Here is a 23180-nt window from a genome sequence, read left to right as displayed (position 1 = left end):
TGTCCTTTTTTAGAATTATTGGATTAAAAAACCCAAGGCCAAAATGTTAACCTTGGGGTAAAATATAGACTGATTATTACCAGGCTGAAACACCACCATCAACGGCGATAGTTTGGCCATTCATGTAAGAATTGCCGGGAGACAACATCAAAATCATGGTGTTGACGATTTCTTGTGGCTGAGCCAAACGCTTAATAGGTGTTCCGCGGGCCAGTTGGGCTTGGCTTTCGGGCGAGTCGTGATCTTTTAATATCGCGGTCGGGCTATAAAACGGACAAATGGCATTACAGCGAATGCCTTTTCTCGCGTATTCAACCGCGGCGGTTTTGGTTAAACCGGCAACGGCATGTTTCGCTGCAGCATAGGCGCCACCTTTGGGCGCCCCACCTATACCAGCCATCGAGCTGACATTTAGAATATGCCCAGAGCCTTGACTCATCATGGCGGCAATTTGATACTTCATGCCAAAGAGTACCCCTTTAACATTGACATCCCATTGTTTATCCATGGTTTGCTCAGTTAATAAATGGAGAGGAGACATTTCGTGAGCGATACCGGCATTGTTGACAGCAATATCCACACGGCCAAAGTGTTGCATCGCGCTATCTACCATGGCTTTGCAATCTTGTTCATTAGCAACATCGCAGCGTTGACTGATTATATTGCCAGCATTACTCCCAGCCAAGGCGACGGTTTGAGCGAGATGCTCTTCATTAATATCACTGATAACTAAACGACAGCCCCGTTTCACTAAACCTAAGCTTAGTAATCGGCCAAAACCGCTACCGGCTCCCGTGATGAGGGCCACTTGCCCGCTAAAATCGAGTAATTCATCCATTGTTTTGTCCTTATCTTTCTTATTTTATTGAAATTGGGTTTGCTTGCATAAAGGTCAACAACACATTACTGAGCGCTGTAGCTTGATCTTCTTGTAAAAAATGTCCGCCTTGTTGAATAATTGTATGGGCTTGCCCCTGACAACCGGGTATCAGCTTTTGCATAATCCGATCACCGCCCGCTGTGACTGGATCGCTGTCACTAAAGGCGGTAGTAAAGGGTTTAGTAAATTGTTGTAATACCTGCCAAGCTCGTCTGTTGGCATCACTGGCGGGATCATCTGGTGTTACAGGCACTAATAAAGGAAATTGCCTTACTCCAGCTTTATAGGATTCATCGGGAAAAGGCGCATCGTAGGCATTGAGAGTTGGTACACTGAGCTCGGTTACTGTGGCACCTTTAATCACGCCGGCTACCGGAAATATTTGTACTTCTTGAGAAAAGGCCTTCCATTTCAAAAAAGCCTCTGTGGCGGGATGATCACCAGTAGGTAGCATAGTGTTCGCGGCTAATACTCGGGCAAAAAGGGTATTATGCTCAGCCACCAGCCTCAGGCCTATCAAGCCTCCCCAATCTTGGCACACCAATGTGATGTCAGATAGTTTCAGTTCAATCAGTAAGGCTCTAATCCAATCAACATGACGTTGATAAGTATAATCGCTCTGCTTGGTGGGTTTGTCTGACTTACCAAAGCCAATTAAGTCTGGGGCAATAACCCGATAGCCTGCTGCGACAATGGATGAAATCATGTGCCGATATAAAAAGCTCCAACTTGGCTCGCCATGCAACATCAGCACAACTTCGCCATCTCGGGGACCTTCATCAACATAGTGCAGCTTAAGGCTTCCGCCTTCTTGATCACTGACATTTAAATAGTGTTCTGCAAAAGGATAATCCTCAATAGCAGCGAAACAAGCTTTAGGAGTGCTTAAATAATCCAAAATAAACCTTATGTGAAAATAATGTAAAATAGATGTTTACTGATTAGAACATCAAAAGGTGCAATAAAAGTCAACTTGTGTAGATTGATAAATCAATATGAGTTTAATGAATACAACATAAGTCCAGCGTTATAACTCAGTTTTATAGGTCAACATAAAACCAATAAATTTGGATGATTGACAAGCCTAGCCTACTATCACACAACTTAATGTTATCTGGTTGGACATGTTTATGACGCAAAATTCAATACAAGCTGTTGCCTACGAGCTGGTAGAACAGGGAGTCGGCAGTAATGTGGCCGTGCTATGGATGCAAAATCCGCCTGTTAATGCTTTGTCAAAAGCAGTAAGAGTCGGTTTGATTGCTGCACTTCAGCAAGCCTTGGCTGACGATTCGGTTAAAGTTATTGTTATTTCCTCTAAGCAAAATTTGTTTTCGGGTGGTGCTGATATCAGTGAGTTTTCTGGTGGTGACTTTGAGCCCCCTTTACCTGCTGTGTTGGAATTGATTGAAAACGCCAATAAACCAATAGTGGCGGTGCTTAATGGCCCCGCCTTTGGTGGTGGATTAGAAGTTGCTCTTTCTTGTCATTATCGGGTGACTTTTGCGGCCAATAAAGTGGGTCTGCCAGAGGTGAATCTGGGTATTCTTCCTGGTGCAGGTGGGACTCAACGTTTACCTCGCTTGGCCGGTGTTGCTCAAGCACTTGATATGATTGTATCGGGTCGTCCGGTAGCAGCTAAAAAATTGGCTGGTGTATTTGATCTAGTTGTTGAACAAGCAGAAAACTTATTAAAAGAGGCTATGGCCTTTTGCGCTGCACTTGTTAGTAACGGCGCTGCAGTCAAAAGAACCTGCGATATTACAATTGACCCGAGCACTGCTCCAGCAGAGCTCTTTGCTCAGTATCGTCAGAGTATTGCTAAACAAGCCAGAGGCTTTTTTGCACCAGAGCGTTGTATTCAAGCCGTTGAAGCGGCAGTCAGTTTGCCTTTCGATGCAGGTTTAGTGCGCGAAGGTGAGTTGTTTATGCAATGCATGGCGTCAAAAGAAGCGCGTGCGCAACAGCATTTCTTTTTTGCTGAACGTGCGGCTTCCCATGTTAAAGACTACGACAAAAGCACGCCCGTCAGAGATATTCAAAAAGTCGGTATTATCGGCGCTGGCACCATGGGTGGCGGTATCGCCATGAATTTTGCCAACGTAGGAATTCCGGTCACGTTGTTAGAATTGAAACAAGAGGCCTTAGATAAGGGTTTAGCGCTTATTCGCAAAAATTATGAAAGTTCTGCTAAGAAAGGCAAATTGACCGTCGCGCAGGTTGAAGAACGCATGAGCTTATTAGGCGGCTCAACTAGCTACAGCGATTTGTCTGATGTTGATTTGGTGATTGAAGCGGTATTTGAAAAAATGTCGGTAAAACAAGAAGTGTTCAAGTCGTTAGATGCCGTGTGTAAACCAGGTGCAATACTTGCCTCGAACACTTCAACCTTGGATCTAAATGAAATAGCGGCAGCGACTAAGCGGCCACAAGATGTCATTGGCTTGCACTTTTTTAGCCCAGCGAACGTTATGAAATTACTTGAAGTAGTCAAAGGTGAAAAGACTTCGGCTGATGTAATTAAAACTACCATGATGATGGCCAAGAAAATTAATAAGGTCGCTGTGCTGGTTGGTGTGTGTTTCGGTTTTGTGGGTAACCGCATGATTGAATCTTATGGCCGTGAAGCAAATCGCCTGATGCTTGAAGGCGCAAGTCCTGAGCATGTCGATAAAATTATTTATGACTTTGGTATGCCTATGGGGCCTTTCACTATGGGTGATATGGCTGGCCAAGATATCGGTTATTTTGTGCGTCAATCCCGTCAAAAATTTATCAAACATGACCCCAGCTACTGCATTATTGCAGATAAATTAGTGGAACAGGGGAGAGTCGGTTTAAAAGTAGGTAAGGGCGCTTATTTATACGCTGAAGGGAGCCGCACACCGATCCCTGATCCTGCGGTTGCAGAGATCGCAAAACAGGAAGCTGATCGTCTTGGCATCAAACAACGTAAAATCAGTGAGCAAGAAATACTCGAGCGGATTATCTTCCCACTTATAAACGAGGGGGCTCTCATCTTGGAAGAGGGCATTGCCGCTAAATCGAGTGACATTGATGTGATCTATGTCTATGGATATGGTTTCCCAGTTTATCGCGGTGGACCGATGCAATATGCCGATGAAATTGGTTTAAAAACAGTTTATGACGCGATGTGTAAATATCGTGATGAGTTAGGTGAGTATGGTGGTCACTGGTTCCAACCCGCGCCATTATTGAAAAAATTAGCTGAGCAGGGCAAACGTTTTTCTGACCTGTAATTTGGGTCTTGGATTTTAACCTACGCTAAGTTACTGAGTTAGCTTGGTATTAAAAGAGTAAATATTATGAAAGAAGCTGTAATTGTCTCTACCGCAAGAACACCGATTGGCCGAGCGTACAAAGGAGCTTTTAATAATTTAGAAGCCCCTAGTCTAGGTGGTCATGCTATTCGTGAAGCGGTAAAGCGCTCTGGTGTTGATCCCGCTAGTATTGATGACGTCATCATGGGCAGTGCGTTAACCCAAGGTAGTGGTGGTATGAACATCGCTCGTTTAGCGGCATTGGCCGGTGATTTGCCAGTCACTGTTGCTGGTATGACCCTTGACCGTCAATGTAGCTCGGGCATGTACGCTATTGCTACGGCAGCAAAACATATTATTACTGACAATGTGCCGATTATGGTGGCCGGTGGTTTAGACTCGATTAGTCTAGTACAAAACAAAAGCATGAATACTCATCGCATGGTTGACCCCGCATTGGTGAAAAAACACCGTGACATTTATATGCCTATGCTACAAACCGCTGAAATCGTAGCCAAACGCTATGGGATTAGCCGTGATGCACAAGACGAATACGCATTTCAAAGCCAAATGCGTACTGCAGCCGGACAAGCTGCAGGCAAGTTTGATGATGAAATAGTGCCAGTTACTGCAACACAAGTGGTTTTCAATAAAGAAACAAAAGAAGAAAGCTTTCATCAAATCACCTTAAGTAAAGACGAAGGCAATCGCGCTGAAACAACCTTAGTTGGTTTGCAAAGTTTGAAGCCGGTAATTGAGGGGGGGGTTATCACCGCAGGAAACGCCAGCCAACTTTCAGATGGGGCTTCTGCATGTGTCATGATGGACGGTAAGCTTGCCGAAAAGTCTAACTTGACTCCACTGGGTGCTTATCGTGGTATCGCTGTGGCCGGATGTGAGCCGGATGAGATGGGTATTGGCCCAGTTTTCGCTATCCCAAAATTATTAAAGCAACATGGCCTAACTATGAATGATATAGGCCTTTGGGAACTGAATGAAGCCTTTGCAGTGCAAGTGCTTTATTGCCGTGACAAATTAGGCATTCCTGATGAATTACTTAACGTTAACGGTGGTGCGATCTCTATCGGTCATCCCTATGGTATGAGTGGCGCCAGAATGATTGGCCATGCTTTGATAGAAGGGAAACGTCGCGGTGCTAAATATGTGGTTTGTACCATGTGTATAGGCGGTGGTATGGGCGCAGCAGGCTTGTTTGAAGTTTTTTAAAAGCTAGTAATATCGAGCTACGAGCTACGAGCTACGAGCTTCGAGCGAAAAACCGTGGATAAACAGCACTGAGTTAGAAAAATAAAGTTTAAACGCTTTTTCTTTCGCTCGCAGCTCGCAGCTCGGTGCTCGAAAACTCGTAGCTAAGGCTAAGGCTCAGAGTATCGAGAAAACAAAAATTATTTAAGAGGTAGTTATGCAAGGTTATAAAGCACCACAAAAAGATTCATTGTTCGTGATGAACGAATTGCTTGGTTTTGACAAGCATTATGCAGACTTAGGGTTTGATGATGCTTCGCCCGATATGGTTGAAGCGATTTTTGCTGAAGGGGCTAAATTTACCGAAAATGTACTAGCGCCAATTAATGCTAGCGGCGATGAAGAAGGTTGTGTTTGGAAAGACGGTGTTGTTACAACACCAGCTGGATTTAGAGATGCTTATCAGCAATATGTCGACGGCGGCTGGCCATCGATGACTCATCCTGAAGAGTTTGGTGGTCAAGCACTACCGTACTCTCTTGGTACGATCTTGGCAGAGTGGTTTTCTGGTGCAAACCATAGCTGGGCTATGTATCCCGGTCTGAGTCACGGTTGTATGGAAACCTTAAAAGCCCACGGCAGCGACGAACTGAAAAAGCAGTATTTACATAACTTAGTATCTGGTAAGTGGACTGGAACCATGTGTTTGACTGAGTCACACTGTGGCTCTGATTTAGGCATGTTAAAAACCAAAGCCGTGCCCAATGCAGATGGTTCTTACAGTATTACTGGTACCAAAATCTTTATCTCTGCCGGTGAACATGATTTGTCTGACAATATTGTGCATATTGTTATTGCTCGTTTGCCCGATGCGCCGAGCGGTACAAAAGGTATCTCATTATTTGTTGTGCCTAAGTTTCTTGCCGGTCCAAATGGCGAAAAACTTGAGCGCAATGCTGTTAGCTGTGGTTCGATTGAGCACAAAATGGGCATTAAGGCGAGTGCTACCTGTGTTATCAACTTTGATGAAGCCAAAGGATTTTTGGTCGGTACTGAAAATCGTGGTTTAAATTGTATGTTTACCTTTATGAATATGGCGCGTATCGGTACTGGTTTAGAAGGTTTGGCTGCGACTGAAGCGGCTTTCCAAGGTGCATTAACTTACGCCAAAGACCGTTTGCAATTCCGTTCAGTCAGCGGTATTAAAAATCCGAATGGACCGGCCGACCCTATTATTCATCACCCTGATGTACGCCGTATGTTGTTGACGCAGAAAGCCTTTCGTGAAGGTGAGCGTGCGATGGCTCTGTATTGCATGCAATTAGTTGATGTTGGTTTGTATTCTACTGATGAAAAAGCCAAACAAATTGGAGAAGGAAAATTGGCTTTGTTAACGCCAATATTAAAAGCCTTTTTAACCGAGACGGCTCAAGAATCGACCAGCTATGGCATGCAAGTTTACGGTGGTCACGGTTACATTAAAGAGTGGGGCATGGAGCAACTTGCTCGTGATACCCGTATTTGTACTATGTACGAGGGCACAACGGGTATACAGGCTATCGACTTATTAGCCCGTAAAGTGGCAGGCTCGAATGGAGAACTACTTAAGTTGTTCATTCAAGAGATTAAAGAATATTGCCTCAGTATCCGTGATAAAAGTCAGTTTAATGCTTGGTCAAATACCATTAATAAACATTGTGATGAATGGGCGCAGATTACCTCAGACATTATGCAGCGCGCAGCAAATAATCCTGAAGAATTAGGGGCTGCGTCAGTAGACTACTTGATGTATTCAGGTTATGTCACCGTTGGTTATTTCTGGTTAAAAATGGCGGTAACTGCCCAACAGAAAATAGACTCAGGTGATTATAGCGATAGTGTGGGTGACGAAGCTTTCTACCAAGCAAAATTACACACGGCTAAGTTCTATTTTGACCGCATGCTTACTCGTACGCGTTCATTGGTTTCAGCAATGGAGTCTGGCGCTGAGAACCTGATGAGTATGGATGAAGAGTTGTTTTATTTAGGTTAATAGTTTAGCTACGAGCTGAGAGCTGAGAGCTACGAGCTACGAGCTAAAAATACAATAAGTATTAAGGCGGACGACAGGCAATTAATTGTGAGTCGTTCGCCTTTTTTTGTGATGTAAGGGAATAAAAATGAACCATCGATTCATTGATGTTGAAGGGGTAAAACTGCATTACGTTGAAGCTAAGCCCGACAAACCAGCTGGAACTATTATCTTTTTACATGGTTTTCCAGAATATTGGGCGAGTTGGCAACAACAAATGAACTATTTTAGTCAACAATACCAAGTGATTGCGCCTGATCTACCCGGTTATAATTTAAGTGACAAACCGGACGATATTTCCTTTTATCAGTTAGCAAAGCTTATCCCTTTTATGGCCAATTTTGTCCAACAAGTTTGTGAAGCTAACAGCGCTGAGCATCCAGTATTTTTAGTGGCGCACGATTGGGGCGGTGCAATCGCGTGGCCCCTAGTAGCCTTTTATCCGCAGTTATTTAATAAATTGATTATTCTTAATGCAGCTCACCCAAGTACCTTTACCCGTGAAATGCACTACAATCCAGAGCAACAAAAAAAGAGCCACTATATACATCACTTAACCGCCCCAGACGGACCAAAACGGGTGCGAAATAATGACTTTTCTCTGCTTAGAAATATGTTGTTTGGAGGTACCTGTCGACCTGTGTTTGATGCGAAACAGCAGGCAGACTATTTAGTTGTATGGCAGCAAGCCGAAGCAGTTGAAGGTATGTTGTCTTATTACCTTATGATGCCACAACAGCCACCCTTGCTTGAACCGGGCGACCCACAAAAGCGGATGAAGCAGGGGGCAAAAATCCCCAATATCCGTGTAAGCGTGCCAACCTTAATTCTATGGGGTGAGCAGGATGAGGCCTTTGTCAGAGACGTTTTATCGGGTATAGAGGAGTATGTAAGCGATTGTCAGATTATCCGCTTTAGTGATGCCACCCATTGGCTGCATCATGAACAGCCCCAGATAGTGGCAAAATATATTGAAGAGTTTATGGCTGTAGCTGAATAAAATTAGAGCAATAAAAAACCGCAAAGTTGTTTACTACTTTGCGGTCCAGGGATTTCAAATGACAGTTCACTACGCTGTCATTAGGTATGACGCATTGTAGAGGTCAAAAGTTTAATTTTTGTGAAGATAAATTATAATTACTTAGTTATATATCATGCACTTTTGTCACTTAAGCCACTTTTTCGATTTTTTACCTCAGCAAGTTGGCACTACTTCTCTGGCGATTTTTTGTAAAAGTTCGATTTTTATTAGAGTTAAGGCTGATTAATGAGTACTAGTTGATGAAAATAAAGCTTAAGACTTTTAAAAATAACAGAATTATAGGATATTGGGTCAAGCCTTATTATTAATGGTCGAAATTGGATTGGATCAAGTACCAATGGGTAAATGAAGTGATAATAAATGGAGTTATAAAATTTAAATGAAAGCACCTCATTGGATGAATGTTAATAAAGATCTAATAATAGGCGCATTTACTGGTCTTGTATTGGGTTTACCTCAGGGTTTAAAAGAAATACCGATGCTCAGTCAAGGGGGTGGCTCCTCAGACATGTGGACTATGTATACTGGGATCAGTGTTTTATTTGGATTTTTTGTGGGCGTCCATTTGATTAGTCGAGCCAATCCTGAGCCGAAAAAGCGAGCTGCTTTTGCCTGTATATTAGTTATCGCACTATCCTTTGGTTTTTTGCCTTTTTTCCGGATTTGGTTTACCCAAGGTCTTGAAAGCTTAACTATTCAAGTACCGATTTTTATGGCGCTGGCCATGGCTATGATGTTGGGTGGGGCAGTGAGTCACTGGTTTAGTAAAAGATTGACTCAGCAGCAAGAGTAATGAATAAAACGAAACGGCCTCAAAGGAAATATAGGGCAAAAACGAGCAGCGAGTCACAAGCTTCTAGCTAAAAAAGATAAAAAACAATATAAGTTAACACTAAAAAAATGGAAGCAAGTAATACGTCCGTTTTAAGTCAAAGTGTTAGCTAGAGATGCTTGCAAAACACAATTTTGTCGTCACCGATAGCATAATACTCAGGTATTACTGCTACTTGTTTGTATCCACATTTCGGGTAAAAATCTCTGGTGAGTTCATACTCAGGTAAGCCAGAAGTTTCTACGAGTAGCACTCTGACCAATAATGTTTTAAGTTTATCTTCGATAAATGTGATCAACTTAGAGCCAACACCACAACCTTGGAACTGTTTGAGTACAGCTATCAATAATAAATTCCAAGTGCCTTCGGTCATGCGTTCTGGTGAGCAATAAGCTACAGCGATTATTCCTGCGTCTTCTTGCTCCAAAATGAACCACATATCTTCAGTCTCTTGATTAAAATAATTTACCGTCATTTCATCAATATATTCTGCTGGAAACATTTGGTTATCATCAATAATTGTCTTTACTTTTGGTATGTCTGATTTACTCATTTCGCGAATGTATATTTGATTTTTCAAAGTTTTATACTCAATTATTAGTTAATAGAAAATCCATTAAAAACACAGATTTTTTAACTTGTTATGCAAGCGAACAAGGATTTTTGCTAGTCATTGATTACGTTAATGTGCAAAAAATTACCAAATATTATTGATTAAAAGGGCCTAGAGTGACGAGAGGAGACAAACTCACTGGTCGATGTTTCTTAATACTTTCAATTCACCATAGAAGCAAACTTGTTTACATTCTTTTTTGTCAATAGCTGCCCCAAAGTCCGATGCCTTTATGTTTGATTGTAAAGTATCGTTGGAATAGAAATAATGGTCAATAGGGTATAACTTTATGTCTTAACTTCAACAATGATGTTCGATAATTAGATTAAGATAACCCTTTGCTGGTATTCGCGCCAAAAAAACATAATGTCTTATTTTTTAGCTTGCAGTTAAAATCAAGGCTATCTTCTAAAATTAAGACATAAAAAAGCGGCCCCAATTGGGGCCGCTTTTGAAGGATTAATGGTATTAGTCCTCTCCAATATCTTGAACTTAGCAAGCAACTCGTCGCTTTAAGCTCTCAGCTACTCTTAGATTCTATCGTTCAATACAGCAACAATGGGTGATTCGTCTAAGCCATTCTCTGATGCCCATGCCGCAATAGTCAGGCCATCTGATTCAGGTGAACTTAGGTCACCCTTAGGCATTTTTTTGACCATCAGAGTACCGGTTTCTATTGAGTCATTTAACATCGCTGTGCGGATTAGGCTCTCGCCACCACAAGAGATACCAGAGTAATAGTCTTGTAATTTCAAACGGTAGTCTGACTGCACCATTCTCATTTTTTTACGTAATTCGCCTTTATCGTCAGCTTTAACGATAGTGCAGATGTTTTGTAATGCTTCGTTGATATCAGCCTTGGCGTGTCCAGCAACAATGAAAGAAGCAGCGGCTAAAGCGATGGAAGTTTTAACGATTTTCAACATGGTCAATTCCTCTGTATTTAAAAGTAAGTTGGTTTAAAGTTGCAGCGTAAGGTGTGTTTTTGCTGCGTTTCGATGGAGCTATTAAAACCTAGGTAAATTGATTAAAAAACCCCCAAGCTGATACTTAGGTATCCGGAGTTATACCCAATAAGCTAATATGCTTCTTGGTGAATACCTTATTACGGTAAAGTTGCGTAAAGTTAAGGACTTACAACTTGTTAGCTTGAAAAAAAACTAAATTAACAGACATCTTTATTATCCATGTAGCTGATTGATGTGATTTATCCAACGTTTTATAGCAGGGAATCCTTTTGTTTGTGCTGCTAACCCAGCGACAATAAAAGCAATTGAACGAAGCCTACAAGTGTGGCTGTTAGCGCAATTACAATCCTCGCTTATTGCACAAATAGCCTATACAGACAATTTGCAACAATACTTATTTGGCGATACACCATGATCTTAGTGAGTACCGAATTTGGGCACAATGCTGCGTTTTATGGCACAGTAGGCTATGCCCAAAAAGAATATTGTTTAGAATTGGCTTAATAAGGAGGATCTAAGTTGCACCAAGCAGAGATAGAAGAGCACTATCAGCAGATGTGGCACCAAGCGTTGCCATTGATTAAGTCAAATCAAACTTTTCATGATCCGTATTTATGTGGCAAGTTAGATACACGTAAAGGTATTACTTTATTAGCGCGCATTAACGCACCAGTAAACAGCGTGATTTGTGAGTTTTTGCATGAGCTGCGCGCATTAGAGCCCGAGCAATATTATTATCCTAGTGGTGATTTACATGTGACCGTGATGTCAGTCCTGTCGTGTATCGAAGGCTATCAACTTTCAGTCTTAGATAAGCCGAAATATGTTGATTTGATTGGCTCTATTGTTAAAAACACCCCATGCTTTGGTGTTGAGTTTAATGGTATTACCTTAGCGGATAGCGGAGTATTGCTGCGTGGTTATGTTAACAATCATTCTTTAGAAAAATTACGCGATACACTACGCATTGATATCAAAAATTGCAACGCACCACACAGTATGGATAAACGTTACACCATAGTAACGGCTCACAGCACTGTAATGCGTTTTCGTGAAAAACTACAAAATCCATTACGTTTTGCTGATTATTTGGTCGATAACCAGCAGCGCTATTTTGGTCGAGTGGACGTTGCGCAACTCGAACTTGTCGTTAATGATTGGTATCAACGCCAAGCTAATACTGACTTACTTAGTGCTCCTCAATTGTCCGGCGACTAGCTGATATTATACTTTAACCACCCATCTTCCCAACATTATAGCTAAAAAGCGCTTTAGTTTTACTTTGTCTCAAATATATCAATAGGTAATGTGGCCTTACCAATTATATTGGGTTATTATTTCTACTGGGGTTCCGAGGCTAGATGTTTTACTCAAGTTTTGTCTTAAGCTACTGGACATTGATGTATACGAAATAGTTAATTAAAATATTACAAGGTAAAACTTATGATTGAAACATGGCGTTGGTTTGGTCCTAGTGATTCGATAAGTTTGCAGAAAATTCGCCAAGCAGGGGCGACTGGAATTGTCTCCTCCTTACATGAAGTGAAAACAGGTGAGATATGGACTGCAGAGGCTATAGTTGAGCGCAAAAAAGTCATTGAAGACGCGGGTCTAGAATGGACTGTAATTGAAAGTATTCCTCTGCATAATGATATAAAAACACGTACCGGTGATTATTTGCAACTGATTGAAAATTATAAAACGTCAATTAGAAATGCCGCAGCTTCAGGGGTATACACCATTTGTTATAATTTCATGCCTGTCGTGGATTGGACGCGCACTAATTTAATGTACAAGTTGCCCAATAATAGTCATGCATTACGTTTTGAAATGACAGACTTTGCTGCATATGACATGTTTATGCTTAAACGTGATGGGGCGGCTGAGAGCTATGCGCCAAAAGTAAAAGAAAAGGCCCAGCAACGTTTTGCATTAATGTCGGAATTGGAACGTGATGCCTTAGAAAAGAACATTATTGCCGGTTTACCCGGTGGGGAAGGCTCGTATACCCGAGACAGTATTCGTGCTGCAATTCAGCAGTTTATCGATATAGGTACGGAAGGATTTAGACAGAACCTGTTCTTATTTTTACAAGCGATTATTCCAGTTGCTGAAGAGGTTGGGGCGAAGATGTGTATTCACCCTGATGATCCACCCTTTTCATTATTTGGTCTGCCTCGAGTGGTATCAACGGCCTCCGATGCTCAAGCATTATTAGATGCGTGCCCGAGTCCTGCCAATGGCTTAACGATGTGCGCCGGCTCCTATGGTGCCAGAGGGGATAATAATTTAGTACAAATGGCCAAAGATTATGGACCAAAAATTTATTTTGTACACCTACGTAATGTCATTCGTGAGGCAGATGGTTCGTTTTTTGAGTCAGATCATTTAGCCGGCGATAACGACATGGTTGGTTTAGTTGAGGCCTTATTAACTGAAGAAAAACGTCGGAGTAAAGAGGCCAACGGGCAAGCATATTTAGCAATCCCCATGCGTCCGGATCATGGTCACTTGCTTGAGGACGAATTAGACAAGGCTGGGGTTAAACCTGGTTACAGCTATGTTGGTCGATTAAAGGGCTTGGCGGAATTACGTGGCGTTATTCATACTGTGGATAACTTTGTTAATCGTCAATGAATAAACGGCGGCTGTAACCAAAGGCCGCCCGACTATTTATTAAAGTGTGTGGCCGCATTGGTGGTGGCATTTTCAATATGAAGCTTCATTGCCGTGCGCGCCTTTTCCGGGTTACGTTGTTCTAAAGCCTGCAAAATTTTACGATGTTCATTAATAGATGGTTGCACTCCTTCTTCGCGAATTCGTTGTAAAAATGCGGTACTTAATTGGGATTCATTACGCAAATCCCACAACCACTCGACAACTGATGCAATGGCACTGTTTTGGCAAGCCTGAGCAATAATAGAATGGAATTTTTGGTCGGCTTTTTCGGAGGCATCGGGTCTTTTCTCTTCTTCTTCCATTTCTTCTACCGCCTCACGTAAAGCTTGAATTTGCTCATCAGTAATTCTGGCAGCCGCCAAGGCACACGCTTCAGATTCTATAATGTAGCGTATTTCTAATATTTCAAAGGGTCCTATACCTTTATCATTCAGTTCTGGTTCCGACTTAGCTGCTTGTTTAGTGACGTAAATGCCAGAGCCAGTGCGTATTTCAATTACACCTGACAACTCTAAGGCTATCATCGCTTCTCTGATCGTGGGTCGGCTTACCCCCAGTTTTTCCGCTAACTCGCGTTCTGAAGGAAAACGCTGGCCGGGTTGAATTGCACCTTCTTCAATAAGTCTGTTGAGTTGATCTGCCACCTTTAGATACAAACGATCACTTTTAATTATTTGCAGTTGCAGGCTTTTTAAATCATTTACTTGGGACATGGGCTCACTCAATCTTATTAAAAATCAGTTAGGGTGGTTAACGATGGTCAGACAGACATCATTTTTGGCCTTACATCATAGCCAAATTAATAAAGTCATTGAAGACTAATATCGACTAAATGCTAAATATTAAGCAATCGAGAAAATATCTTAACTCAGAGACAAGATGAAAGTCATTGGTTGACCTAGTGGCTAAGCCAATTTTTGTTTAAAAAGCACATAGTAGTAAGCGCTTCGGATTCAATCTATGAACAAGGCTTTTAATTTGGGGGATTTGCATTTATTAGCTTGTATGGATTTTGTGACAAGACTGAGTTACTCAAGGGTGTGCAATTATTAGTGTGGGTCTGACGTATCAGCGCTTTTGGCAATATTTACTTTTCAATACAGGGATATGATAACGTCTCGTGCATGCAATTTAATCTATGGTTTAATTAACTCATTATGAATAACCCAATTATTTACACTTTAACTTTGAGCGCTAAATTATACTTTTCTATAGTTATCGTTCTAGCTATGTCCGGCTGCGCTGAAAAAGCAACTATCTCTATCTCCCAAGGTAGTGGTGCAAATCCAATACTTCCAGCTCCGGTGCATGATCTTATTCCAACTGTAAATATCGCCCCTGCGATTGGCTGGCCAGACAAGTTAAAACCAACGGCCTCACTGGGGACGCAAGTTGAAGCCTTTGCGCGAGAACTCGCTCATCCTCGTTGGATTTATACTTTGCCTAATGGTGATGTGCTTGTCGCTGAAAGTAATTCGCCTGCACAGCCCGAAGATAAAGAAGGTTTAAAAAATTGGATTGCCGGACTCGTTATGAAAAGAGCCGGTGCAGGGGTGCCCTCGGCCAATCGAATTACATTATTACGCGATACAAATGGCGATGGCCTTGCCGATCTGCGTAGTATTTTTTTGGAAGGGCTTAACTCGCCTTTTGGAATGACATTAATTGGTAATACACTTTATGTTGCTAACACCGATGCCGTGTTGCGCTTTAAGTATCAAACTGGACAAACAAATATAAGCGAGCAGGGTAAAAAGTTAGTCGATTTACCAGCTGGGAAAATCAATCATCATTGGACCAAAAACATCATTGCCAGTTCAGACGGAAATACCTTGTATGTCACCATTGGTTCAAACAGCAATGTTGCAGAACGAGGTATGGAAGTAGAAGCAGGGCGCGCAGCTATTTGGCAAGTGGATGTCAATAGCGGCGAATATAAGGTATTTGCTAGCGGCCTGCGGAATCCCAATGGCATGGCTTGGGAGCCACAAACTGGGGCACTCTGGACGGTCGTTAATGAACGCGATGAATTAGGCAGTGATTTAGTGCCAGATTACCTCACCTCGGTTAAAGATGATGGGTTCTATGGCTGGCCGTATAGCTATTTTGGTCAACATGTCGATACTCGAGTTAGTCCCCAGAGGCCCGATTTAGTTGCACTGGCTATTTCACCCGATTATGCCTTGGGCGCACATACTGCGCCCCTCGGACTTGTTTATTCTGCCAACAACAGTTTGCCAGAACGCTTTGCCACTGGGATGTTTATCGGTCAGCATGGCTCATGGAATCGGCGACCACACAGCGGCTATAAGGTAATTTTTGTGCCTTTTGTAAACGGCAAAGCACAAGGGCAGGCGATAGATGTGTTAACGGGTTTTCTGAGTAAAGATGGCAAGGCCTATGGGCGTCCGGTCGGGCTTACATTGGACCTTAGTGGTGCTTTATTAGTTGCGGATGATGTGGGAAATACTATTTGGCGGGTGAGCGCTGAGTAATAGGACCACTGTTTTAACTAGTAAAAAAACGTTGAATAGTGTCTTAAAAAAATTCTGCAGCAAAGCATACAAAAAGTCTATGCAAGGCTGCAGTCATTTTTTGCCGATAAGTCAGTAAAGACACATTTTTATAGTGTCGCCTCTGTATTTTTACTGTTTTTATGCCTTATTTAAGCGCTCTTTTCAATCAAGGTGAGTGCTATACCATGGGACAAATGGTGACAAATTAAACTTATATTGGCGACAGAAAACGTTTTTCCTTAAAAAGCGTAGCGGCTTTACGTAATTGAGTAAATTGGGTTGTTTTACGCTTTTTAGCTTCTAGTCCCTGCAAATGTATAAAATAACAAAAATAGAACATTTCTATTAACAAAAAATCAATAAATTAGAGGCATTTAGTTAGCTGAAAACGATTTACATGTTAATCTATGATTTCGTTCATATTAGTAAGAGAATTATCTGTGGCAATTGTAGGTATAAAAGATATTGCAACTCTTGCAAAAGTATCTCCAGCAACGGTCTCTCGAGTACTTAGCTCGCCAGAATTGGTATCAAAAAAGACCTTAAATAAGGTCAAAAAGATTATTGATGAAATGGGTTATAGGCCTAACCGTATTGGTGCGAGTTTACGCACTCGAAAAAGCGGTAATATCATGGCTATTATTCCTGATATTACTAACCCAGTAAACGCGGGGATTATTCGAGCCATAGAACAAGGTGCGCAAAGCGCGGGGTATTCGATTTTATTAGGTGACACTCAAGGCTTGCTCGAACGTGAACGTCACTATGCTGACTTAGTTACCTCGGGTCAGGCTGATGGGATCTTATTATTTTGTTCACGGATGCCATTTAAAGTTGATTCAAATATGCCACTAGCCGGACAAATTCCGCCTATGGTGAACGCTAATGAGAGCATGGATAATGATGAAGTTGTGCAAGTTGCGGTAGATAACGTAGCGGCAGCAAAAACGGCAGTGAATTATTTGATTGGTGAGGGGCATAAGCGCATTGCCGCTATTACTGGCCCCAGTGATATTCCCAGTTCAAACGAGCGTTTACAAGGCTATTTTGATGCATTGCAAGAAGCAAGTATCGACATTGATTCTGATTTGCAAATGGCTGGTGATTATACCGTCGACTCAGGTATTAATTGTGCGGAACAACTGTTGTTGTTGCGCAAACGACCTACCGCTATTTTTTGTTTTAATGATGAGATGGCAATAGGGGTAATGAAACTATTGAAGAAACAAGGATTTTTAATTCCTGAAGATATTTCAGTAATGGGCTTTGATGATATTCATTATGCCGAATATGTCACACCAGCGTTGACAACGGTGCATCAGCCTCTTCATGAAATTGGTACCACTTGTATTAATTTACTGCTTGAGCAATTGCGCGGTAACTACGTTGTACCGGGTAAACAATTTCTACCTTTCGAATTGAAAGTGAGAGCCAGCACTGGGCCTGCTCCAACAGTATGATGTCAATCCACATTAATGATTCTAAGGTGGATTGACAAATCCTATCCGTTTAAACTCGGTGCGCCGCTTATTCATTTCGCCTTTTGCAATTGCTGTTTAAAAAAACGACCTTGTTCGGTAGGCGTAAACTGCCAGTCACTAATCATAGTGGGCGACCATTGGGGATCAAAGACCCAAGCGACCCAAGAAATCTCTCGTTGTTGCATAAACTCCATAATTTGTGGGCCATAACTGCCATCATTTATCACAGGTATATGTGCGCCATAACCATCAGCTCGTACCCAGCCTAATTCTGTAACGATGATGGGATAGTTTGCAGCAGCAAATCCCCAGTCACGTTGCCAGCGCTCAAAGTTTTGCTGTTTGCTGATAATCGAGATTGAGGTTTTCTGTGGATATGGGTGTGAAGCATAGGCAATACCAGAGCGCTCGATGGCTTGGGTTTTTAAGGGGCTAAGATCATAGGCCCAGTTAAAGCCTGCAACCAGAGGAATGACCTGAGTATCATATTCATAAATAATATCGATGAGTGCTTCGTTGATTCCCTTCCAAACCAGCCAGTCCGCTTTTCCGGCTTTACCACCCAGATCGGTGGGTTCATTAAATAGTTCATAGACGGCGAGGGTACTTACGCCTCGATATCGACCGGCTATTGTGCGCCAGAAGGCCTGCGTTTCTTCTAAACTGGTCAAATATATGGGGTCCTGGTAGACATTGTTTGGCAGATAACCAATAGAATGCCAATCAATAATCAAATACAAACCTAAGCTGTTGGCCCACACTATCGCTTGGTCAATATGAGCTAAATAATCCTTTTGGCCTCTTTCGCGCCAAGCCATTGGGTGAATGGGTAAACGAATGATATTCACCCCCCAGGCTTTTAATTCAGTAAAAATAGCTAAAGACCATTTATCTTGTTTGAGCAACTTATCAGGGTCAGCGATATTGACCCCTTTAAAGATGACTTGTTGGCCAGATTCGTCGATTAATTTGTTGCCTGCAACTCGTACAAAACTTTGTTGAACAAGCTTACTGTGATCAAACTGGAGAGTGCGTTTCTTTGCGTCTCCAGATTTATCAATAGGATCTGCACACGCCAAGTGAATTACTAATCCACCGGCACTAAACAGTTTAATGAGAGTATTGAATACTTTCATGTGCATTGTTTAAGCGATTATCTCAGCGACAATATGATGTTGACCCTGATAGCGGTTTGCCTCTATCAAATTACCGTCAACCTCATGGCCATCGATGGTTAATTTTATTTTTCCTTTACTCAGCCCATGCGGGTTATGGAGTTCAATATCATAACGCGCCCCTCTAAACTCTCTGGCAATGGTAACGTTTTGCCAAGAGGGCAGAATACAAGGGTCAATGATTAAACCCTCATAGTCAGGGCGTATACCTAATATATATTGGGTGGCAGCATAATAGTTCCATGCTGCGGTGCCCGTTAACCATGAGTTCTTGGCTTCACCAGGATTGGCTGAGTCCTTACCTGCAATCATTTGACTGTAAACATACGGTTCTGTTTTATGCAGTTGCTGAACGTCTTGCAAAAATGCCGGGGTAATTTTACTGTAATATTCAAAGGCTTTCTCACCACGACCTAACATCGCTTCAGCAATCGTTATCCAAGGATTATTGTGACAAAAAATACCGGCATTTTCTTTGTAACCCGGAGGATAAGAGCTTATTTCACCTAGATATTTGCTATAACGAGTAAAGGCCGGTTGATTCAACATGATGCCAAAGTCGGTAGTAAGATGTTTTTCCACAGATTGCATAGCCTGTAAAGGCTTGCCTTGTTCGGTCCCAATACCTGCCATGGCACAAAAACCCTGAGACTCAATAAAAATCTTCCCTTCACTGCACTCATGACTACCTACTTTATTGCCTTGTGCATCATAGGCCCGAATATACCATTCACCATCCCAACCTTGCTGCTCAACTGTTTGGCGCATTTGTTCAACATGAGCTTGGCTGGCAAGGGCAAGATCGGTTTTGCCAATGCGTTGGCAAATTTCCACAAAATCTTGACCGTAAAGCACAAATTGCCCAGCAATCATGACTGACTCTGCCACATCTGATGCGCCACGCTGAGTGGTTTGGAAGGACTCATTGGGGTCTTCAGAAAAACAATTAAGGTTGAGACAATCATTCCAATCAGCTCGACCAATTAAGGGTAAACCGTGGGGGCCAAGATTGTTGACGACATGATTAAACGCCCGCTCTAAATGGTCAAAGTGATTGTGAGTTGCCACTTCTTGGCCATCGTAAATAACCATCTCATCAAGAATACTGAAATCACCTGTCTCTTTAATATAGTTGGCAGTGGATAACACCATCCACATGGGATCATCGTTAAAATTGCCGCCGATATTCGCATTGCCTTTTTTGGTCAGGGGTTGATATTGATGATAGGCAGAGCCATCGGCTTTTTGAGTGGCGGACAAGTCTAGAATTCGCTCTTTGACTTTTTCTGGCACCATATGAGCGAAGCCAATAGTATCTTGGTTTGAATCGCGAAAACCCATGCCACGGCCGATGCCTGATTCGTAAAATGAGGCACTGCGTGACAGATTAAAGGTCACCATATTTTGGTATTGATTCCAAATATTTAGCGCGCGATTAAATCGTTTATCAGGCGAGTTAACCGTCATTTTATTCAACAATTTATGCCAGTAGTCGGCTAGTTTCTGTAGTTCAGTAGCGACTTTTTCGCTGCTGTCGAATTGCTTTTGTAAAAGCAATGCTGGGGCCTTATTAATAACATTAGGCGCTTGCCATTTGTGCTCAGCGTCTACTTCGCAATAACCTAACACAAATACTAATGTCTTGCTTTCACCCGCTCCTAGCTCAAATTTTATATGGTGCGAAGCGATAGGAGACCAGCCTCTTGCTACTGAGTTATGGGTAGATTTTTTTTCTATCGCAATGGGGCTGTCAAAACCACGATAGGGGCCTAAAAAGGTTTCACGATCGGTTTCAAAGCCGTCAATAGGGTGGTTAACTGAGTAAAAAGCGTAATGATTACGACGTTCACGGTATTCTGTTTTGTGATAAATCGCGCTGCCTTCAACCTCTACTTCGCCGGTTGATAAATTACGTTGAAAATTGGTGCCGTCATCTTCAGCGTTCCACAAACACCACTCGATAAAAGAAAATAAGTCGATTGTTTTAGCATTGTCATTATTATTAGTAATGGTTAAACGGTGTACTTCAGCTTTTGTATTTAAGGGAATAAAGCTGGTTAATTCAGTGGCAATATTATTTTTACTGGCGTGAAAACGACTATAGCCCATACCATGATGACAACGGTATTCATCCAATTCAGTATGCACAGGACGCCCTGTTGCTGACCATTGATGACCATCACAGTTCAAATAAAAATATCGACCACCATTATCTACGGGCACGCTGTTATAGCGATAGCGGGTTAAACGACGAAACTTGGGATCGCGATAAAAGCAATAACCACCTGCAGTGTTGGAAATTAAGCCATAAAAACCATCATTACCCAGATAATTGATCCAAGGGGTAGGGGTATAGGGACTGGTAATCACATATTCCAATTTTTGGTCATCGAAATAACCATATTGTTGTTCCGTACTTTTATCTTGTTTAAGCATTGCTAGTTGTCTCTTGTGGAAGCTTGTCGTACCAATTGCGTTTTAATATCCAAGCACAAATGATGAATATGCTGAGTGTCCAGAGGCTAGACCAGCCCTCTTTAATCACTACAAATATGGGTAGGGCAACTAAGCAGGTTTGCGCGATTACCCCAATGACGATATTAAACATGTCCCGCTTAAAATCTGCGTTCGCCGCAAAGTTAGGATCTTCGTCGATAACAGCTTGACGAATGGGACCCCAAAATCCCCAAGGGTTAACGTTTTTATAAAAGCGTTTAAGCAGTGCTTCGTCTTCTGCAGGAGTTAATAAACTGACGCCAATACACACAGCACCTGTGATCAGTAAAATTAAGGGAAATGCATAAAGAGCTACCATCTCTCGTGGTATATCAAAGGCTGAGTCGGGGATGAAAGCAATGACAATAAAACACACTAAACCGGCTAGCATACTGGTAAAATAGCCATAGCCATTTAAACGCCACCAGTGCCATTTCAATACATTAGCGATTGCATATCCAGCCCAGAGTCCTGAAACAAGCAGCTGCAAAATGCTATTAATACTCTCAATATAAAGACCAATAAAGGTGCTGAGCACTACGACCAAAATAGAGACGATATAGCTGGTATGAATTAATGTTTTGGTATTTGCTTTAGGATTGATATAGCGTTTATAAACATCGTTAACCAGATAGGCTGGTACAGCATTAACGGTAGAGGCAAAGGTAGACATAAAGGCCGCTATCAAACCTGCCAACACCAAACCCATGACGCCGATAGGTGCAAATTCTAAGATGGCACTGGGCAGAATGTTTTCAAAATCTATTTTACCGCCGGACATAAGATCCAACTTATCGTAATAAACTACAGCTAGTACGGTAAAGCCAGCAATCATAAAATAACGAATTGGCATTAAAATAACCGAAACAAACCCGCTCATTAACGCACCTTCGCGGGGCGATTTTGTTGCTAGAATTTTTTGCATGTCGTAGTTAGGCATAGGCCCAGCGGCACTTTTAAATATGCCGTTAAACAAAGTCATCATTACAAATATGCTAAATAGAGAAAAACCATCAGACAGGATTTTTTCATTCACTTCAGCAAATATGCCTTGCCAATTAATGTCCAAATTCCAACCAAAAAATGGATCCATCCAACCAGCCGGTACAGCAGCCTGCAGGGCCTCTGGTGAAACCTGCATCATGGCGACAATACCAATAAATAGTGCAGAGAAAGTCATGATGGAAAATTGCAGTACATCAGCCCATACAATACTCATCATGCCACCTAATATGACGTATAACGTGGCGATTGAAGTAAATACGATGCCATAAAAATGCGGTACGTAGGCTGGTGCAATCTCAAAGGGGATATAAGGAGAAACATTTTCCCACGGGATAAATATTTCGATAAATTTGCCAATACCCACAAAGCCATACGCCAGAAAACCAAGGGCACCAATAACCGCAAATGCAATGACAACCATATGGGATAATTTACCACTTCGGCCATCACCAAAACGCGTTCGCATCCATTCGGCGCCAGTTAGTACATTTGAACGACGCAACCACATTGATAAATACACCGCTAAAAATATCTGGTTAAATACAGGCCATAACCAGGGTATCCAGATACTTTTCATTCCATAAACAAAACACAATGTAACTAACCACATGGTGCCAGAAATATCGAACATACCTGAGGCATTGGATAAACCAAGTAAATACCAGGGTAATTTTTTACCACCTACAAAATAGTCATCCAGACTTTGCGCAGCACGTTTTTTTAAATAAAAACCGATTCCGATGATCGCCGCCAAATAAGCGATGATAATCATGAGGTCAAGTAAGGCTATCTTCATTGGTTTATTCCATGATTGTTCGATATTTCATCAATACCATATAGGCTGAAGGTCTTTGCTGACAAGCTTATTACCGAAGCTTTACGAGCATGGCTTATATTAAACGGTAATGACCTTACAACGACACTGACAAATTGTA

The 23180-nt window shown here is 42.0% G+C and carries 17 protein-coding genes; 9 read left to right on the top strand and 8 right to left on the bottom strand.

Annotated features, from left to right (window positions below; genetic code table 11):
* Positions 1-76 precede the first annotated feature (76 nt).
* On the bottom strand, positions 77-838 hold the full coding sequence (locus tag ABKW31_RS11890) for a glucose 1-dehydrogenase (RefSeq protein ID WP_348616585.1): 762 nt from the start codon (positions 836-838) through the stop codon (positions 77-79).
* A gap of 19 nt (positions 839-857) precedes the next feature.
* Positions 858-1778 (bottom strand): haloalkane dehalogenase, encoded by a 921-nt coding sequence (locus ABKW31_RS11885; RefSeq protein ID WP_348616584.1) that lies wholly within the window; start codon positions 1776-1778, stop codon positions 858-860.
* Between the two features lie 232 nt (positions 1779-2010).
* Between ABKW31_RS11885 and ABKW31_RS11880 the strand changes: the two genes are divergently transcribed.
* The 5 genes from ABKW31_RS11880 (at position 2011) to ABKW31_RS11860 (ending at position 9273) form a co-directional block, all read left to right on the top strand.
* Positions 2011-4140 (top strand): 3-hydroxyacyl-CoA dehydrogenase NAD-binding domain-containing protein, encoded by a 2130-nt coding sequence (locus tag ABKW31_RS11880; protein ID WP_348616583.1) that lies wholly within the window; start codon positions 2011-2013, stop codon positions 4138-4140.
* A gap of 66 nt (positions 4141-4206) precedes the next feature.
* On the top strand, positions 4207-5388 hold the full coding sequence (locus ABKW31_RS11875; RefSeq protein ID WP_348616581.1) for an acetyl-CoA C-acyltransferase: 1182 nt from the start codon (positions 4207-4209) through the stop codon (positions 5386-5388).
* Positions 5389-5584: 196 nt separating this feature from the next.
* Complete coding sequence (locus ABKW31_RS11870) at positions 5585-7399, top strand: acyl-CoA dehydrogenase C-terminal domain-containing protein (protein WP_348616580.1); 1815 nt, start codon at positions 5585-5587, stop codon at positions 7397-7399.
* Between the two features lie 127 nt (positions 7400-7526).
* A complete protein-coding gene (locus tag ABKW31_RS11865) occupies positions 7527-8438 on the top strand; it encodes an alpha/beta hydrolase (protein WP_348616579.1) in 912 nt (303 codons plus the stop codon).
* 421 nt (positions 8439-8859) lie between these two features.
* Complete coding sequence (locus ABKW31_RS11860; RefSeq protein ID WP_348616578.1) at positions 8860-9273, top strand: hypothetical protein; 414 nt, start codon at positions 8860-8862, stop codon at positions 9271-9273.
* Between the two features lie 148 nt (positions 9274-9421).
* Here ABKW31_RS11860 and ABKW31_RS11855 read toward each other — a convergent pair whose 3' ends face one another.
* Complete coding sequence (locus tag ABKW31_RS11855) at positions 9422-9892, bottom strand: GNAT family N-acetyltransferase (protein WP_348616576.1); 471 nt, start codon at positions 9890-9892, stop codon at positions 9422-9424.
* 563 nt (positions 9893-10455) lie between these two features.
* Positions 10456-10851, bottom strand: coding sequence for a DUF3718 domain-containing protein (locus tag ABKW31_RS11850; RefSeq protein ID WP_348616575.1), 396 nt, complete (start codon positions 10849-10851; stop codon positions 10456-10458).
* A gap of 561 nt (positions 10852-11412) precedes the next feature.
* Here ABKW31_RS11850 and ABKW31_RS11845 point away from each other — a divergent pair.
* Together ABKW31_RS11845 and uxuA are read left to right on the top strand one after the other, a co-directional pair.
* On the top strand, positions 11413-12111 hold the full coding sequence (locus ABKW31_RS11845; RefSeq protein ID WP_348616574.1) for a hypothetical protein: 699 nt from the start codon (positions 11413-11415) through the stop codon (positions 12109-12111).
* 225 nt (positions 12112-12336) lie between these two features.
* Positions 12337-13530 (top strand): mannonate dehydratase, encoded by a 1194-nt coding sequence (gene uxuA / locus ABKW31_RS11840; protein ID WP_348616573.1) that lies wholly within the window; start codon positions 12337-12339, stop codon positions 13528-13530.
* 32 nt (positions 13531-13562) lie between these two features.
* Here uxuA and ABKW31_RS11835 read toward each other — a convergent pair whose 3' ends face one another.
* Positions 13563-14285: a FadR/GntR family transcriptional regulator gene (locus ABKW31_RS11835; protein ID WP_348616571.1), complete on the bottom strand. Its 723-nt coding sequence runs from the start codon at positions 14283-14285 to the stop codon at positions 13563-13565.
* 444 nt (positions 14286-14729) lie between these two features.
* Between ABKW31_RS11835 and ABKW31_RS11830 the strand changes: the two genes are divergently transcribed.
* Positions 14730-16067, top strand: a complete 1338-nt coding sequence (locus ABKW31_RS11830; protein ID WP_348616570.1) for a sorbosone dehydrogenase family protein — start codon at positions 14730-14732, stop codon at positions 16065-16067.
* A 461-nt stretch (positions 16068-16528) separates the two neighbouring features.
* Positions 16529-17548, top strand: a complete 1020-nt coding sequence (locus ABKW31_RS11825; protein ID WP_348616569.1) for a LacI family DNA-binding transcriptional regulator — start codon at positions 16529-16531, stop codon at positions 17546-17548.
* Between the two features lie 71 nt (positions 17549-17619).
* On the opposite strand, the gene ABKW31_RS11820 is transcribed toward ABKW31_RS11825, so the two are convergent.
* The 3 genes from ABKW31_RS11820 to ABKW31_RS11810 are packed head-to-tail and all read right to left on the bottom strand — an operon-like array spanning position 17620 to position 23041.
* Positions 17620-18705 (bottom strand): cellulase family glycosylhydrolase, encoded by a 1086-nt coding sequence (locus tag ABKW31_RS11820; protein ID WP_348616568.1) that lies wholly within the window; start codon positions 18703-18705, stop codon positions 17620-17622.
* 9 nt (positions 18706-18714) lie between these two features.
* Positions 18715-21180, bottom strand: coding sequence for a glycosyl transferase (locus ABKW31_RS11815; protein WP_348616567.1), 2466 nt, complete (start codon positions 21178-21180; stop codon positions 18715-18717).
* Positions 21173-23041 carry a sodium:solute symporter family protein gene (locus tag ABKW31_RS11810; RefSeq protein ID WP_348616565.1) on the bottom strand — a complete coding sequence of 623 codons (1869 nt, stop codon included), beginning with the start codon at positions 23039-23041 and terminating at the stop codon, positions 21173-21175. Before ABKW31_RS11810 ends, ABKW31_RS11815 begins: the two co-directional genes overlap by 8 nt.
* Positions 23042-23180 lie beyond the last annotated feature (139 nt).

Origin of the sequence: Paraglaciecola sp. 25GB23A (assembly GCF_040012495.1) — a bacterium.
In the GTDB taxonomy this organism is placed as follows: Bacteria; Pseudomonadota; Gammaproteobacteria; order Enterobacterales; family Alteromonadaceae; genus Paraglaciecola.
This window is presented reverse-complemented; position numbering and strand designations above follow the sequence as displayed.

What these genes read in the sequence shown, in the direction of transcription:
- ABKW31_RS11875 (WP_348616581.1), top strand. Translation starts at nt 4,207, where the DNA reads ATGAAAGAAGCTGTAATTGTCTCTACCGCAAGAACACCGATTGGCCGA.
- ABKW31_RS11865 (WP_348616579.1), top strand. Translation starts at nt 7,527, where the DNA reads ATGAACCATCGATTCATTGATGTTGAAGGGGTAAAACTGCATTACGTT.
- ABKW31_RS11830 (WP_348616570.1), top strand. Translation starts at nt 14,730, where the DNA reads ATGAATAACCCAATTATTTACACTTTAACTTTGAGCGCTAAATTATAC.
- ABKW31_RS11870 (WP_348616580.1), top strand. Translation starts at nt 5,585, where the DNA reads ATGCAAGGTTATAAAGCACCACAAAAAGATTCATTGTTCGTGATGAAC.
- uxuA (WP_348616573.1), top strand. Translation starts at nt 12,337, where the DNA reads ATGATTGAAACATGGCGTTGGTTTGGTCCTAGTGATTCGATAAGTTTG.
- ABKW31_RS11835 (WP_348616571.1), bottom strand. Translation starts at nt 14,285, where the DNA reads ATGTCCCAAGTAAATGATTTAAAAAGCCTGCAACTGCAAATAATTAAA.
- ABKW31_RS11890 (WP_348616585.1), bottom strand. Translation starts at nt 838, where the DNA reads ATGGATGAATTACTCGATTTTAGCGGGCAAGTGGCCCTCATCACGGGA.
- ABKW31_RS11850 (WP_348616575.1), bottom strand. Translation starts at nt 10,851, where the DNA reads ATGTTGAAAATCGTTAAAACTTCCATCGCTTTAGCCGCTGCTTCTTTC.
- ABKW31_RS11815 (WP_348616567.1), bottom strand. Translation starts at nt 21,180, where the DNA reads ATGCTTAAACAAGATAAAAGTACGGAACAACAATATGGTTATTTCGAT.
- ABKW31_RS11810 (WP_348616565.1), bottom strand. Translation starts at nt 23,041, where the DNA reads ATGAAGATAGCCTTACTTGACCTCATGATTATCATCGCTTATTTGGCG.
- ABKW31_RS11860 (WP_348616578.1), top strand. Translation starts at nt 8,860, where the DNA reads ATGAAAGCACCTCATTGGATGAATGTTAATAAAGATCTAATAATAGGC.
- ABKW31_RS11820 (WP_348616568.1), bottom strand. Translation starts at nt 18,705, where the DNA reads ATGAAAGTATTCAATACTCTCATTAAACTGTTTAGTGCCGGTGGATTA.
- ABKW31_RS11880 (WP_348616583.1), top strand. Translation starts at nt 2,011, where the DNA reads ATGACGCAAAATTCAATACAAGCTGTTGCCTACGAGCTGGTAGAACAG.